Origin of the sequence: Actinoallomurus liliacearum, assembly GCF_039542035.1 — a bacterium.
GTDB lineage: Bacteria > Actinomycetota > Actinomycetes > Streptosporangiales > Streptosporangiaceae > Actinoallomurus > Actinoallomurus liliacearum.
The window spans coordinates 25,017-38,873 of the sequence record NZ_BAABHJ010000016.1; the positions used below are offsets into that span (position 1 = coordinate 25,017).

At 70.7% G+C, this 13,857-nt stretch carries 13 protein-coding genes and 2 riboswitches; of the genes, 8 read left to right on the top strand and 5 right to left on the bottom strand.

Features of this window, described 5'->3' with window-relative positions; all coding sequences use genetic code 11:
- Positions 1–129: 129 nt before the first annotated feature.
- Together trpD and ABD978_RS22795 are read right to left on the bottom strand one after the other, a co-directional pair.
- The gene (gene trpD, locus ABD978_RS22790) at positions 130–1,179 is read right to left on the bottom strand and encodes an anthranilate phosphoribosyltransferase (protein WP_345357950.1); all 1,050 of its coding nucleotides are present in this window, start codon (positions 1,177–1,179) and stop codon (positions 130–132) included.
- A gap of 43 nt (positions 1,180–1,222) precedes the next feature.
- Positions 1,223–1,660: a hypothetical protein gene (locus ABD978_RS22795; protein ID WP_345357953.1), complete on the bottom strand. Its 438-nt coding sequence runs from the start codon at positions 1,658–1,660 to the stop codon at positions 1,223–1,225.
- Between the two features lie 166 nt (positions 1,661–1,826).
- On the opposite strand from ABD978_RS22795, the gene ctaE reads away from it, so the two are divergent.
- The 4 genes from ctaE to qcrB are packed head-to-tail and all read left to right on the top strand — an operon-like array spanning position 1,827 to position 6,104.
- On the top strand, positions 1,827–2,486 hold the full coding sequence (ctaE, locus tag ABD978_RS22800; protein ID WP_345357956.1) for an aa3-type cytochrome oxidase subunit III: 660 nt from the start codon (positions 1,827–1,829) through the stop codon (positions 2,484–2,486).
- A gap of 22 nt (positions 2,487–2,508) precedes the next feature.
- Complete coding sequence (qcrC, locus tag ABD978_RS22805) at positions 2,509–3,321, top strand: cytochrome bc1 complex diheme cytochrome c subunit (protein ID WP_345357959.1); 813 nt, start codon at positions 2,509–2,511, stop codon at positions 3,319–3,321.
- Complete coding sequence (gene qcrA, locus ABD978_RS22810; protein ID WP_345357962.1) at positions 3,314–4,378, top strand: cytochrome bc1 complex Rieske iron-sulfur subunit; 1,065 nt, start codon at positions 3,314–3,316, stop codon at positions 4,376–4,378. The genes qcrC and qcrA overlap by 8 nt, the downstream gene beginning before the upstream one ends.
- Positions 4,379–4,427: 49 nt before the next feature.
- Entirely contained in the window at positions 4,428–6,104 is a 1,677-nt protein-coding gene (gene qcrB, locus ABD978_RS22815) for a cytochrome bc1 complex cytochrome b subunit (protein WP_345357965.1), read from the top strand.
- A 173-nt stretch (positions 6,105–6,277) separates the two neighbouring features.
- On the opposite strand, the gene ABD978_RS22820 is transcribed toward qcrB, so the two are convergent.
- The 3 genes from ABD978_RS22820 to ABD978_RS22830 form a co-directional block, all read right to left on the bottom strand.
- Entirely contained in the window at positions 6,278–6,565 is a 288-nt protein-coding gene (locus ABD978_RS22820; RefSeq protein WP_345357968.1) for an Lrp/AsnC family transcriptional regulator, read from the bottom strand.
- Between the two features lie 64 nt (positions 6,566–6,629).
- On the bottom strand, positions 6,630–7,379 hold the full coding sequence (locus tag ABD978_RS22825; RefSeq protein ID WP_345357971.1) for a rhomboid family intramembrane serine protease: 750 nt from the start codon (positions 7,377–7,379) through the stop codon (positions 6,630–6,632).
- An 8-nt stretch (positions 7,380–7,387) separates the two neighbouring features.
- Entirely contained in the window at positions 7,388–9,139 is a 1,752-nt protein-coding gene (locus ABD978_RS22830; RefSeq protein WP_345357974.1) for a DEDD exonuclease domain-containing protein, read from the bottom strand.
- A 277-nt stretch (positions 9,140–9,416) separates the two neighbouring features.
- On the opposite strand from ABD978_RS22830, the gene ABD978_RS22835 reads away from it, so the two are divergent.
- The 4 genes from ABD978_RS22835 to ABD978_RS22850 all read left to right on the top strand — a co-directional run bounded on the left by ABD978_RS22835 (position 9,417) and on the right by ABD978_RS22850 (position 13,377).
- A complete protein-coding gene (locus ABD978_RS22835) occupies positions 9,417–10,694 on the top strand; it encodes an NYN domain-containing protein (protein ID WP_345357977.1) in 1,278 nt (425 codons plus the stop codon).
- Positions 10,695–10,790: 96 nt separating this feature from the next.
- Positions 10,791–10,982, top strand: coding sequence for a hypothetical protein (locus tag ABD978_RS22840; RefSeq protein WP_345357980.1), 192 nt, complete (start codon positions 10,791–10,793; stop codon positions 10,980–10,982).
- A 186-nt stretch (positions 10,983–11,168) separates the two neighbouring features.
- Positions 11,169–11,300, top strand: a riboswitch (cyclic di-AMP (ydaO/yuaA leader).
- 58 nt (positions 11,301–11,358) lie between these two features.
- Entirely contained in the window at positions 11,359–12,366 is a 1,008-nt protein-coding gene (locus tag ABD978_RS22845) for a C40 family peptidase (protein WP_345357983.1), read from the top strand.
- 33 nt (positions 12,367–12,399) lie between these two features.
- Entirely contained in the window at positions 12,400–13,377 is a 978-nt protein-coding gene (locus ABD978_RS22850; protein WP_345357986.1) for a C40 family peptidase, read from the top strand.
- A 283-nt stretch (positions 13,378–13,660) separates the two neighbouring features.
- Positions 13,661–13,830: riboswitch (cyclic di-AMP (ydaO/yuaA leader) on the top strand.
- The last annotated feature ends 27 nt before the right edge of the window (positions 13,831–13,857 follow it).

Sequence of the window (13,857 nt, forward strand, 5' to 3'; positions counted from 1 at the left end):
CGCGCAGGCACCGAGAGTCCGCACCCGCGCCTCAAGGCCGGGTGAGGGTCGCGGCAGGCTGGGCGCCGACGGGAGCGGCCGACGGCGTGCGTCGTGGCGCGCCGCGGAATTCAGGCGGCGCGGTGGGGCTCAGGCCGCGTGGCGGCGGGTGGCGGCGATCCAGCGGTCCAGCAGGGCGGCGGCCGCACCGGAGTCGATGGCCTCCAGGGCGCGGGCGTACGCCGCCGCGAGCGTCTCGGTCAGCGCGTCGGCCTGAGGGGCGCCCTCCGCCACCACGAGCGCCGCCGCGGCGTTGAGGGCCACGATGTCGCGCACCGGGCCGCGCTCCCCGCCCAGCACCGCGTGGGCCACGCGGGCGTTGTGCGCGGCGTCGGCGCCGCGCAGGTCGTCCGGGGTGGCTCGGGGGATGCCGAGGTCGGCCGGGTCGAAGACGGTCTCGGTGGCGGTGCCGTCGCGGACCACCCAGATGACCGACGTGGAGGTGGTGGTCAGCTCGTCGAGCCCGTCGTCGCCGCGGAACACCAGCGACGAGCAGCCGCGCTCGGCGAACACTCCGGCCATGATCCCCGCCATGCGCGGGTGGAACACGCCCACCGCCTGAGCGGAGGGCCGGGCCGGGTTGGTGAGCGGCCCGAGGAAGTTGAACACCGTCGGCACCCGCAGCTCGGCGCGCGTCTTCGAGGCGTACTTGAGCGCGGAGTGGTAGAGCGGCGCGAAGAGGAACGTGATGCCGACCTCGTCGGCGACCCGGGCCGTCGCCTCCGGCGGCAGGTCGATGACGACGCCGAGCTCCTCGAGCAGGTCCGCGGCGCCGCAGGACGACGACGCGGCACGGTTGCCGTGCTTGACCATGCGCGCGCCGACGGAGGCGGCGACGATCGCGCCCATGGTGGAGACGTTGACGGTGTGCGCGCGGTCCCCGCCGGTGCCGACGAGGTCGACCGCGCGGCCGGGCACGGTGATGGGCCGCGCGTGCCCGAGCATCCCCTCGGCGAGCCCCGCGACCTCGGCGACGGTCTCGCCCTTGGCCCGCAGCGCGACCGCGAAACCGGCGATCTGCACGTCGGTCGCCTGACCGGACATGATCTCGTTCATCGCCCAGGCGGTCTCGTCCGATGACAGCGACTCGCCGTCGATCAGCGCGTTGAGGAGCGCGGGCCACGTCGTACGCGGGTCCATGGGTGCCTCTTCGGGGTACGCCGGCGTCCGCGGCGGCGGACGGCTACTGGACGGACAGGCGGGGCTCGGAGTCGCCGACGCGCCCCTCCAGGCGGCGGCGCATCAGGTCGGCGACGCCCTCGGCCAGCGCGACCGGGTCGATCGGCTGGGAGGCCACGGCGTCGGCGCGGGACCAGGTCGCCAGCCAGCCGTCGTCGCGGCGGGCGATGATGACCATGATCGGCGGGCAGTGGTAGATCTCGTCCTTGGCCTGCCGGCAGATGCCCATGCCGCCGGCCGGGCGCGCCTCGCCGTCGAGGATCACCACGTCGATGTCGCCCCTGTCGAGGTGGACGAAAACCGCGGGCTCCGTCGCGACCTCGACGAACTCGACCTTCGGCAGGCCGGGCGCGGGGCGGCGGCCGATCGCGAGTCGCACCTCGTTGCGGGTGTTCGCGTCGTCGCTGAATACGAGGACCTTCATGGTCTCTTCGGTGCTCATCGGCTCATCCATGGGTTACGTGGTCGCGTGATACGTGCTCGATGCTACCGGGAGATGGCGCGGCGGCGGGTAGGGCCGTCCGTCCGGGGCGCGGGCGACGTGCTGTGAGGAGGCGAATCGCCTCTACAGGGGGGTCCTGCACGGAGCGCGGGCAGGTGCCGCAATAATGCTGCCCGTGGCAACAGCAACCGCGACAGAAACGGCACCCCGGTCCCACGCCAACCGGCCCAACCTCGTAAGCGTGGGCACGATCGTGTGGCTGTCGTCTGAGCTCATGTTCTTCGCGGCGCTGTTCGCGATGTACTTCACCATCCGGTCGGTGACCAAGGGGGACGGCGGCGCGTGGCCCCAGGCCCACTTGGACATCCCGTACGCCTCGGCCAACACCTTCATCCTGCTGATGTCCAGTGTGACCTGCCAGATGGGCGTGTTCGCCGCGGAACGGGGTCAGGTCAGGCGCCTGGGGTCGATCTTCAACCTCAAGCGCTGGGGTCTGCGCGAGTGGTACGTCCTGTCCTTCCTCATGGGCGCGGTCTTCGTGGCCGGCCAGCTGAATGAGTACCGCAGTCTCATTCACGAGGGCACGACGATCTCCAGCAGCGCGTACGGCTCGGTCTTCTACCTGACCACGGGCTTCCACGGCCTGCACGTGACCGGTGGACTGATCGCGTTCATCTTCATGCTGGGACGCACGTACGCCGCGAAGCGCTGGACACATGAGCAGGCGACGAGCGCCATCGTCGTGTCCTACTACTGGCACTTTGTCGATGCGGTCTGGGTGGGGCTGTTCTTCACCATCTACGGGATCGACAAGATCTTCACCTGACCCAGAACGAGGGATCTCTTCCGTGAAATGGATCACCGCATGGCGACGGCGCCCGTGGGCGGGCTACGCCGTTGTGCTGGCCGCGCTCGCGATCATCGGCGTCGCCTACGCCGGTGTTTCGCCGCGCACTGACCGAGCACAGGCGGCCGCCGCGGCGGCGTCGGACCAGGACGTGGCCAAGGGCAAGCAGCTGTTCAACCAGGCCTGCTCGAGCTGCCACGGAGCCAACGCCGAGGGTACGAAGAACGCCCCCAGCCTGCTCGGCGTCGGCGCGGCCTCGGTCGACTTCCAGGTCAGCACCGGGCGGATGCCCGCCATGAACCTCGGCGCGCAGATTCCGCGCAAGAAGCCGGTCTTCAACGAGGAGCAGACGCGTCAGATCGCCGCGTACATCGCCTCTCTCGGCGGCGGCCCCGCGATCCCGTCGAAGGACCAGGTCGACCCGGCGAGCGGCGACGCGGCCATGGGCGGCAAGCTCTTCCGGGCGAACTGCGCGCAGTGCCACAACTTCGCCGGCTCCGGTGGGGCACTGACCGGAGGCAAGTACGCTCCGCCGCTGGACAAGGCGACGCCCGAGCAGATCTACGAGGCCATGCTCACCGGTCCGCAGGCCATGCCGGTCTTCAACGACACCACGCTGACGCCGGCGCAGAAGCGGGCGGTCATCGCGTACGTCACCCAGACCCGCAGCGAGCCGAACCCCGGCGGCAACGGTCTCGGCCGGGTCGGCCCGGTGGCCGAGGGCCTGGCCGGCTGGCTGGTCGGACTCGGACTGATCGTCATCGCGGCGATGTGGATCACCGCCAGGAAGCCCAAGAAGAAGCACAATGTCTGAGACCAACGAGACTCACGGAGCGCCCTCCGAAGAGGAGCGGGCGCCCAAGCGCGTCATCGGCACTCCGCCGCAGGTGCAGAGCCATGACCTGCTGCCGTCCGAGGGTGACGGCGGGGAGAGCACCGGGTACAAGCTCGACCCGGTGAAGGCGCGCAAGGCCGAGCGTGCGGCGGCGTTCTTCTTCTTCCTGACCTTCCTCGCGGGCGTCGCGTTCATCGTCTTCTACGCCGTGTGGCCCGGCCACGTCGGCAACGACGACATCGTCCGCGCGATGCACTCGAACTACGCCCTGGGCAGCGCGCTCACGGTGATCTTCCTCGGCATGGCCGTCGGCATGACGATCTGGGTTCGTCACCTGATGGCGACCAAGGAGATCATCCAGGAGCGGCACGACCTGGAGTCCCCGGCCGAGGACCGGCAGGTCTTCAACGAGTACTTCCTCCAGGGCGCCGAGGAGAGCGGCATCACCAAGCGGCCGCTGCTGCGCCGCTCGCTGCTGCTGGCCTCCGCGCCGCTGGGTCTGCTCCCGCTGATCCTGCTGCGCGACCTGGGCCCGCTGCCGGAGAAGAAGCTCCGCCACACCTCGTGGAAGAAGGGCACCCGGCTCGTCGTCGACGGCACCGGCCAGCCGCTGAAGCCGTCCGACTTCAACTCCCCGGGCGGCATCATCACCGTCATCCCGGAGGGCGCCGAGGACAACCTCGACGAGCTCGCCAAGGCCACGGTGCTGCTGATCAACGTTCCGGAGGACCAGCTCAAGGTCAAGAAGGGCCGGGAGAACTGGAACGTCGGCGGCATCATCGCCTACTCCAAGATCTGCACGCACGTCGGCTGCCCGGCCGCGCTGTACGAGCAGACGACGCACCACATCCTGTGCCCCTGCCACCAGTCGACGTTCGACGCGCTCGACGCCGCCAAGGTCATCTTCGGTCCGGCGGCCCGGCCGCTGCCGCAGCTGCCCATCGGCGTCGACTCCGAGGGCTACCTCATCGCGACGAGCGACTTCCACGAGCCGGTCGGACCCAGTTTCTGGGAGCGGGGGAGGCCCAAGGCATGACAACCCTCATCGGCGACCGATTCGATGAGCGAGGATCGGTGAGCGACCAATGACGACGCAAGCACCCCCGAAGGCGGTCGACGGCGCGATCGGCTTCCTCGACGAGCGCTTCGGCACCGCGGGATTCCTCCGCGGCAAGATGAAGAAGGTCTTCCCCGACCACTGGTCGTTCATGCTCGGGGAGATCGCGCTCTACTCCTTCATCATCCTGCTCGCGACGGGCACGTTCCTGACGCTGTGGTTCAAGCCCAGCATGTCCGAGGTCGTGTACAACGGGCATTACACCAAGCTCGTCGGCGTGCACATGAGCGAGGCGTACAGCTCGACGCTGAACATCAGCTTCGACGTGCGCGGCGGTCTGCTCATGCGGCAGATCCACCACTGGGCCGCGATCATGTTCGTGGCCTCGCTCACGGTGCACATGCTGCGCGTCTTCTTCACCGGCGCGTACCGCAAGCCGCGCGAGGTCAACTGGCTGATCGGCCTGGGCCTGTTCACGCTGGCGCTGCTGGAGGGCCTGTTCGGCTACTCGCTGCCGGACGACCTGCTCTCCGGCACCGGTCTGCGGATCACCCAGGGCGTCATGCAGTCGATCCCGCTGGTCGGGACGTACCTGTTCTACTTCGCCTTCGGCGGTGACTTCCCGGGCCACGACTTCATCCCGCGCCTGTACACGGTGCACGTTCTGCTGATCCCCGGCATCCTGCTGGCGCTGGTCGGCGCGCACTTCATGATCCTGTGGCACCAGGGGCACACCCAGTTCCCGGGCAAGAACCGCGCGGAGAAGAACGTCATCGGCAAGCCGTTCTTCCCGGTGTTCATGATCAAGGCCGGTGCCTTCTTCATGTTCACCTTCGCGGTGATCGCGCTGCTCGCGACGTTCGCCCAGATCAACCCGATCTGGCTGTTCGGCCCGTACACGCCCGACTCGATCACGGCGGGCTCGCAGCCCGACTTCTACATGGGCTTCCTCGAGGGCGCGCTGCGCATCATGCCCAACTGGGAGACCAACCTGTGGGGTCACACGGTCTCGTGGAACGTCCTGGTTCCCGCGCTCGTGCCGCTGGGGCTCGTCATGACCGGCGCGGCCCTGTGGCCGTTCATCGAGCAGTGGGCCACCGGCGACAAGCGGATCCACCACATCGCCGACCGGCCGCGGAACGCCCCGTTCCGTACCGCCGTCGGCATGACCGCGGTCACGTTCTACGGTCTGCTGTGGCTGGCCGGCGGTAACGACGTCCTCGCCGACAAGTTCCACGTGTCCCTGTACGCGACGACGTGGTTCTTCCGGTTCGCCGTCTTCATCGGCCCCGCCATCGCGTACTTCGTCACCAAGCGGCTCTGCCTCGGCCTGCAGCGCAAGGATCAGGACATCCTGCACCACGGTGTCGAGTCCGGCGTCATCATGCGGCTGCCGAGCGGCGAGTTCATCGAGGTGCACGAGCCGGCGCGCGACGAGGACAAGGCGGTGCTCACCGGCAAGAAGCCGCTGCCGGAGCTGGCGATCGAGGACGAGGACGAGAACGGCGTTCCGGCGCCGTCCGCGCGTGGCCCGCTGGGCAAGCTGCGCAAGAACCTCAACCGCGCCTTCACCGCCGACGACGTCCCGGCGGACGGTCACGACGAGGGGCACGACGACACCAGCCCGCACGCGGAGGAGGACCTCCAGGCGGGCGGCGTCGAGCCCGGCGGCACCGGCGGCAGCAGGGCGATCAGCCACCACTGACACCGCCACCCGCACACGAGTACGGCCCGCCACCCGATCCCGGGTGGCGGGCCGTTCCGCGTGTTCTGGAAGGAGAGGCGCCGAGCACGAGGGGCGACTCGCCTACGCGGGCCGCAGCGTGATCGCCGGGGCGGGCACGGGCGGACTCGCCGGCGCCGCTCGCCCCGGCCTGGTCAGTCCCCGTCCGGCAGGCCGAGGGCGAAGGCGGCCTCCAGGTCGTGCTGGGAGTACGTGCGGAAGGCGATGTGGGTCTCGGTGTGCGTCACGCCGGCGACCTTGTTCAGGCCGCCGGGGATGACATCCGCGATCTGCTCGTACTGCCGCACGCGCACCAGCGCGACCAGGTCGAACTCCCCGGTCACCGAGTAGACCTCGCTCACGCCGTCGAGGCCGGCGATGATCTCGGCGACCTCCGGGATGCGCGAGACGTCGGCCTTGATGAGCACGATGGCGGTGATCACGGAATGCCTCCTGCGTGGGTTGCGCGCGATGTCGGATCGCCCGTCGCAAAGCCTAGTGGAGGGGTTAGGTCCAGCTGAGGGCGGCCGACTTGCGGGCCACGGTGCCGCGCCGGACGAGCAGGCCGACGATCACCCCGGCGACGAAGCCGTAGATGTGCGCGACGTACGCGGTCTGGCTCTGGCTGTCGCCGAGGCTGAGCCACTGGAACACGAAGAACTGGGCGAGCAGCGTCCAGGACGGCAGCCGGAACGGGAAGATCGACAGGATCAGCGCGATCGTCCGCGACCGCGGATAGAGCACGAGGTGGGAGCCGAGCACGCCCGCGATGGCGCCCGACGCGCCGACCAGGGGGGTGTCGGAGCCGGGGTACGTGATCGCGAAACCGTACGCCGCGATGTAGCCGACCAGGAGGTAGAAGACCAGGAACCGGAGCCGTCCGAGGCGGTCCTCGGTCGCCGCGCCGAAGATGAAGAGGTACACCATGTTGCCGAGGATGTGGGCGACGCCGCCGTGCAGGAACATCGACGACAGCGCGGACAGCCACGGCCGCTTGTGGAACGGCTTCGGGGCGCAGACGTGGGCGACCTCCTCCGGCACCGGACTCTGCCGGTTCGAGACCATCTCCTTCGGGACGGCGCCGTACTTCAGCAGGAACGTCACCTGCTCGCACCGGCGCTGTTCGACGCCTTCGTCGTGGTGGCCGATCGAGGCGATCGGCGACAGCAGAAAGATGACCACGTTGGCGGCGATCAGCAGGTAGGTGACCAGAGGCGCGCGCCGCGTCGGCTGGTTGTCGTACAGCGGCAGCGCCACACCTGCTCCTATCGCATCGGCCGACCGGCGCGGTCAACCTTACGGGAATCGGGGCGTGCGGCGGCGCTCTCGATCCACTGACGCACGCTCTCGGCGCCGTGCGGCGGACAGGTCCATGTGCCGTCGACCTCGACGAGGCGCACGCCGGGGGAGTCGAGCCAGCGCAGCACGCACTCCATCTCCTCGGCGGAGGCCCGGGGGGTGGCCCCGATGCCGGGCCGTACGGTCTCGGCGGTGGCGACCAGCGCCTCGACGTACGGGACGGGGTGGGCGTGCGGTGGGACGGTGCCGGCGGCGGCGAGGCGCCCGTGGCGGACGACGTGCAGCTCCCAGCCGCCGTCGAAGGCCGGCCGGGCCGCGACCAGCTGAGCGAGCCCGGCCAGGGCGGACAGGCGCTGGCAGCGCGCCGCGCCGCGGACGAAGGCGGCGAGCCGGTCGCGCTGCACCGCCGCCTCCTCGTACCGCAGCTCGCCGGCGAGCCGGTCGATGCGGGCCCGCGCGGCGGCGACGACCGGGCGGACGTCGCCCTCCAGGATCCGCCGGGCCAGGGAGGCGTGGCGGGAGTAGTCCTCCGGCGCCTGCCGGCCCTCGCACGGGGCACCGCAGCGGCCGAGCTCGGCGAGCGCGCAGGTGGCGGCCCGGCGGGTCTCGATCAGCCGCAGGGTGAGCCGCTGGGTGCACTGGCGCAGGGGGACGGCGTCGTGCACGGCGGCGCGCGCCTCCTCGGCCGTGCGGGTGCTGCCGAACGGGCCGAGGTAGGCGGCGCCGTCGTCGCGCACCTCCCGGACGATCGACAGCCGGGGGAAGGACTCGGCGGTGAGCTTCAGCCAGACCGCCCGCTCCGGGTGGCGCGACCGGCGGTTGTAGCGCGGCTTGTGCGCCGCGATGAGCCGCAGCTCGCGGACCTCGGCCTCGAGTGGGCTCGCGCACACGATGGTGCGGACCCGCTCGGCGATGCCGATCATCTCGCGGACGTGCCGGCGGGTCTCCGAGGCGGTGAAGTAGGAGGTGACGCGGCTGCGCAGCCGGCCGCTCTTGCCGACGTAGAGCACCTCGCCGCGCGCGTCCTCGAAGAGGTAGACGCCCGGCGCGGCGGGCACACCGTCGGCCAGGTGGCGTTTGCTCCGCTGCTCCGGCGTCGGCGCGCGCTGGAAGCCGGTGAGCTCCTCCAGGGACTCCACGCCGAACGCCCCGGCGCGCTCCAGCAGACCGTGCAGGACGTCGACGGTCGCGCGGGCGTCGGTGAGCGCGCGGTGACAGGGCTCGACACGGGCGCGGAAGAAGCGGGCGAGGGTGGCGAGCTTGCAGTTGGGGACCTCGTCACGGGTGAGGACGCGGCGCGCGAGGTCGGCGGTGTCCACCACCGGCGGCGCCGGCCAGGGCCGCTCCTGCGCGGCGCAGGCGGCCTTCAGGAAGCCCATGTCGAACGGCGCGTTGTGCGCGACCAGGACCGCGCCCCTGGCGAACTCCAGGAACGACGGCAGGACCTCGCCGATGCGGGGAGCCGCCACGACCATCTGCTGCGTGATGCCGGTGATCACCGAGATGAAGGGAGGGATCGCCATCCCGGGATCGACGAGGGTGGCGAACTCACCCACGATCTCGCCGCCGCACACCTTGACGGCGCCGATCTCGGTGATCGCGTCCTCCTTGGCCGACCCTCCGGTGGTCTCGAGGTCGACGACGACGAAGGTGACGCCGGCCAGCGGGGTGCCGAGGTCATCGAGGGTGCCCTGCACCGCAGGGCCGACGGAGGCCATGCCGGAACCGTACGCGGGAAGACCGACAATCGTTCCGGCGGCCGGGTGCGGGGGCTACCTCGCGGTATCCACATTCGGCGCGGCGGCCCGGCGCGCGGATACCTTGTGGTATTCGTCGGAGGGATTGCGGACCGCAGGTCGCCGAGGCGTCTACGCTGGGCAGCGACGGCGACACGGAGCCCGGCGCACGCGTCCCGGCGCACCGCCCCGCGACCATGAGGAGCAGACCATCGACACCGGCCCGGGCGAACACCTCGATCAGCCGCTCCCCGAAGCGGTGCGCCAGCGTGTCGTCGAGGCCGCGGCCGGCGTCATCGGCGGGCTGCGCCCCGACGAGGTCCCGGCGCCGCTCCGGCGGGTCGCCCGGTTCGAGCCCCGGCGCCGCGCCCGGCTGGCCGCGACGCTGATCGCCGCCCAGCTCGAGGACGACAGCGGGTTCCGCGAGCGTGTCGCCGACGTCGTACGGGAGAGCGAGCCGGTGCTGGCCGAGGCGGTCGGCTCGGGCGCCGTGCCGCCCGCCGCGGACCCGGTGACCGTTGCCGCCCTCGCGTACCTGCTGCGCCCGCCGGACTGGGCCGAGCGGATCGAGACCGCGCGCCGGGACCTGGAGCGGTCGGCGGTGGCCGCCGAGGACGCCAAGGTCATGCGCCAGGTCGCCGAGCTCCGGGACCAGATCGCCGCGGTGAAGGCCACCCGGTCGGAGGAGACCGAGAAGCTCCGCGCCGAGCTGCGTGAGCTGCGCACCGAGAACGCCGAGCTGCGCAAGCGGCTGCACGAGGCGCGGGGCAAGGCGAAGCGGGAGCACGCGCGGGCGGAGGAGCTCGACCGGCGGCTGGGGGAGGAGCGCGCCGCGTCCTCCGTCGCGGCGGCCGCCGCCGAGGCGGACCTGCGCCGGCTGCGCAGCCGCCTGTCACACGCCGAGGCCGCCGCCGAGAGCGCCCGGCGCGCCGCCCGCGAGGGCCGCAACGTCGACGAGGCCCGGCTGCGCGTCCTCCTCGACGCCCTCACCGACGCCGCCAAGGGGCTCCGCGACGAGATCGCGCTGCCGCCCGGCATCACCCGGCCGGCCGACAGCGTCGGCGGCATCACGCCCAGCCGCCCCGGGCACCGCACGCTGCCCGGCCGGGCGCTGGCCGACAGCGACCCGGCGCTCCTGGACCAGTTGCTCACCCTCCCGCAGGTCCACCTCATCGTCGACGGCTACAACGTCACCAAGACCGGGTACGGCGACCTGCCGCTCGCCGACCAGCGGTCCCGCCTCGTCTCGGGCCTGGGCGTGCTGCACGCGCAGACCAAGGCGGAGGTGACGGTGGTCTTCGACGGCGCGGAGCTGAACGCCCCCGTCGCCGTGCAGGCGCCGCGCGGTGTGCGCGTGCTGTTCAGCGAACCCGGTCAGACGGCCGACGAGCTGATCGGCCACCTGGTCCGCGCCGAGCCGAGCGGGCGCGCCGTGGTGGTCATCTCCTCCGACCAGGAGGTCTGCGACTCGGCCCGGCGGGCCGACGCCCGGCCGGCGCCGTCGTCGCTCCTCCTCCGCCGTCTCGGCCGCACCTGACCGTCCGTTCCCGCCCTGGCCCGCGCGATATTGCGCGGGGAATTGTCGGTGGGTCCTCGTAACGTCTGGCAATGACGACGACACGAGGAGGAATTCGTGCTCATCGACTGCGACAAGTGTGAGCTACGCAACGTCGGCTGTGCCGACTGCGTCGTCACCATGATGCCCGCCATCCCCGAGTCCGGCCTGGACCTTGATCCACTCGAGCGCCGCGCGCTGGGCATTCTCGCCGCGGAGGGGCTGATCCCGCCCCTGCGAATGACGATCTCCATCGACCGCGCATCGTGACCATCCGCGCGCGCCCTGTTGCTCAAATGACGTGAATTGCTCGAATTCCCGGAGAAGCGGTTGTTACCAGCGTGAGACTTGACTAGTCTCACGCGCTGAGCCGGTCGCTGGTTCGTCGCCCCCCAGGCGACGGCGACGGCTTCCGCCGAGTCGTCACGTTCGGTGAGGACGCCCGGGTTCCGGGCCGTAGGATCCTCACCGGCACGACGAGCCGGGGAACCAGGTTTCAGGGGTGAATCGGAGCGCTGCGCGCTCCGTAGGGCGACTTCCACGCCCGAATCCGTCAGCTAACCCGGTAGGCGGACAGTGGGAGAGGGGCGTGCCGCAAATCGTGGCAACAGAGCGCAGTGCCGACGGTTCAGCCGTCGGACGGCCGATGAGCGGCTGGATCCGCGGTCGCACGTTGGCCACCCTGTGCGTCGCCGCCTCAGCGGCGCTGGCTCTGCCGGCCGGTACGGCCGAGGCGAAGCCCAAGGAGACGCTGAGTCAGGCGAAGGCCAAACTGGCCAAGCTGAACTCCCAGGTCGACCACCTGGACAACGACTACAACAAGGCCAAAGAGCAGTGGGCGGCGGCCGACAAGAAGCTGAAGGCGCTCAAGGCCTCGGTCAAGCAGCAGCGCCAGTCGTGGGCCGAGCTCCGCGTCCGCGTCGCGCAGATGGCCGCGTCCGCGTACAAGAACGGCTCGAACGGCGCCGACATCCCCGCCCTGGTCTCGGCCAAGGACCCGCAGACGGTGCTCGACCAGATGTCGGCCTTCGCGCAGCTGTCCAAGAACCGCTCCACCGAGCTCGCCCAGTTCCTCAACGCCGCCCAGTTGCTGCAGCGGCAGCAGGCGCAGGCCGAGCAGGGCACCACCGACCTGGTGCAGAAGAAGAACGCTCTCCTCGCCAAGAAGAAGACCATCGAGAAGTCGGTCGAGCAGCAGAAGGCCCTGGTCAAGAAGCTGGGCCCGGCGGCGGACTCCGGCGGCGGTGACAGCGGTCCCGTGGCGAGCAACTGCGGCGGTGGCTACCACGGCTCGGCGACCGGCAAGGCGCGGACCGTACTCGAGTGGGCCTACAGCAAGTGCGGTACGCCGTACCTCTACGGCGGCACCGGCCCGCGGTACGACTGCTCCGGCTTCACGATGAAGGCCTACGCGGCGGCGGGGAGGACCATTCCCCGCGTCGTCCCGGACCAGTACGACGCCACCACCAGGGTCACTCCCCAGTCCGCCCTGTCCCCCGGCGACCTGGTCTTCTTCGACAACCTCGGGCACGTCGGCATCTACGTGGGCGGCGGCAAGTTCATCCACTCGCCGCACACGGGCTCGTACGTCAAGATCGACAGCCTGAGCAACCCCTGGTACAGCTCGCATTACGTCGGCGCGGGCGCGCTCTAGGAACGGATCATCATGGCCAAGGAGCGTACGATCATGCCCAGGACCGGCCGCCGGTTCCTGACGACCGTCGGGTTCGTCGCCGTCGCGGGGCTCGCCCTGCCGGGGGTTCCCGCGCACGCGGACCCCGGCTCTTCGCTGAGCGCGGCGAAGAAGGAGCTCGCGCAGCTGAACGACAAGGTCGACCAGCTGAGCAACCAGTACAACCAGACCAAGGCGGACTGGAAGGCGGCCCAGAGCCGGGTCAACGCGCTGAGCAAGTCGGTGCAGGCCGAGCGCAAGACCTTCCAGCAGCTGCGGCTGCGGGTCGCGCAGCTCGCCGTCGACGCCTACAAGACCGGGGACAACGGCTCGATCCCCGAGCTGGTGAGCTCCAAGGACCCGGACGCCGTGCTCTCGCAGATGTCGGCGTTCAACCAGATCGCGCACAACCGGTCGGCGGAGTTCCAGCAGTACCTCGCCTCCGCGCAGCGGCTGGAGCGTGAGCAGGCGCTGCGCGTCCAGGCCGCCCAGCAGCTCACGGCCAAGAAGAACCAGCTCGAGACGCAGCGCAAGCAGGCCAACGCGGCCATCCAGCGGCAGCTCAAGCTGGTCCGCAAGCTCGGCGCCGGCATCGATCCGGGCAGTTCCAAGGAGAACTGCTCGGTCCTCGCCTCGGGCAAGGCGGAGACCGTGCTGAAGTTCGCCTGCGCCCAGCTCGGCAAGCCGTACGTCTTCGGCGGCTCGGGCCCGAGCACCTGGGACTGCTCCGGGATCACGATGGTCGCCTACCGCAAGGTCGGCATCAAGCTCAACCACTGGGTACCGGACCAGTGGGACGCCAGCCGCCGGATCTCCAAGGCCGACCTGCAGCCCGGTGACCTCGTCTTCTTCCATGACCTCGGGCACGTCGGGTTCTACCTGGGCAACGGCAAGTTCCTGCACGCCCCGCACACCGGCGACGTCGTGAAGATCTCCAACCTCAGCGACGCCTGGTACACCTCGACCTTCATGGGCGGCGGCCGGCTCATCTGAGACCGACCGACAACTGAACAACGGACGCCGACAGGCCGGGGGGACGGACTCCCGGCCGGCGCACCGAGGCGCGGACCGGATCCGGTCGGCCTGCCGGCGTCGACACCTTTCGAATCTTCCGCACCGACGGTGCGGATCGCGGCGCACGCCATGTGCCGCTCGGCCGGAGGGGGCCTCGGTCAGCGGGGTGCGGTTCGACACGCGCCGTGCGGACACGCCGCTTCCGGTCTGTCAGAGATGCAGAGACACGGTCATCACCGAAGTGGCCCGACCGGGCCGCGGGTGGCCGTGCACGCCTAATCCGTGGGCACACGGGGCCGGGGAACCGACCGCGCCGAAAGGCGCGGCTTTCACGGGGGTGAATCGGGGCGCCTGTTCTCCCGCAGGCATGCCGTAGGGCGGCTTCCAGCCCGAACCCGACAGCTAACCCGGTAGGCGTAGTGGAAGGAGAGACCTCTGTCTCGCAACCCCTCGACCGCT

What these genes read in the sequence shown, in the direction of transcription:
- trpD (WP_345357950.1), bottom strand. Translation starts at nt 1,179, where the DNA reads ATGGACCCGCGTACGACGTGGCCCGCGCTCCTCAACGCGCTGATCGAC.
- ABD978_RS22795 (WP_345357953.1), bottom strand. Translation starts at nt 1,660, where the DNA reads ATGAGCACCGAAGAGACCATGAAGGTCCTCGTATTCAGCGACGACGCG.
- ctaE (WP_345357956.1), top strand. Translation starts at nt 1,827, where the DNA reads ATGCTGCCCGTGGCAACAGCAACCGCGACAGAAACGGCACCCCGGTCC.
- qcrA (WP_345357962.1), top strand. Translation starts at nt 3,314, where the DNA reads ATGTCTGAGACCAACGAGACTCACGGAGCGCCCTCCGAAGAGGAGCGG.
- qcrB (WP_345357965.1), top strand. Translation starts at nt 4,428, where the DNA reads ATGACGACGCAAGCACCCCCGAAGGCGGTCGACGGCGCGATCGGCTTC.
- ABD978_RS22830 (WP_345357974.1), bottom strand. Translation starts at nt 9,139, where the DNA reads ATGGCCTCCGTCGGCCCTGCGGTGCAGGGCACCCTCGATGACCTCGGC.
- ABD978_RS22845 (WP_345357983.1), top strand. Translation starts at nt 11,359, where the DNA reads ATGAGCGGCTGGATCCGCGGTCGCACGTTGGCCACCCTGTGCGTCGCC.
- ABD978_RS22850 (WP_345357986.1), top strand. Translation starts at nt 12,400, where the DNA reads ATGCCCAGGACCGGCCGCCGGTTCCTGACGACCGTCGGGTTCGTCGCC.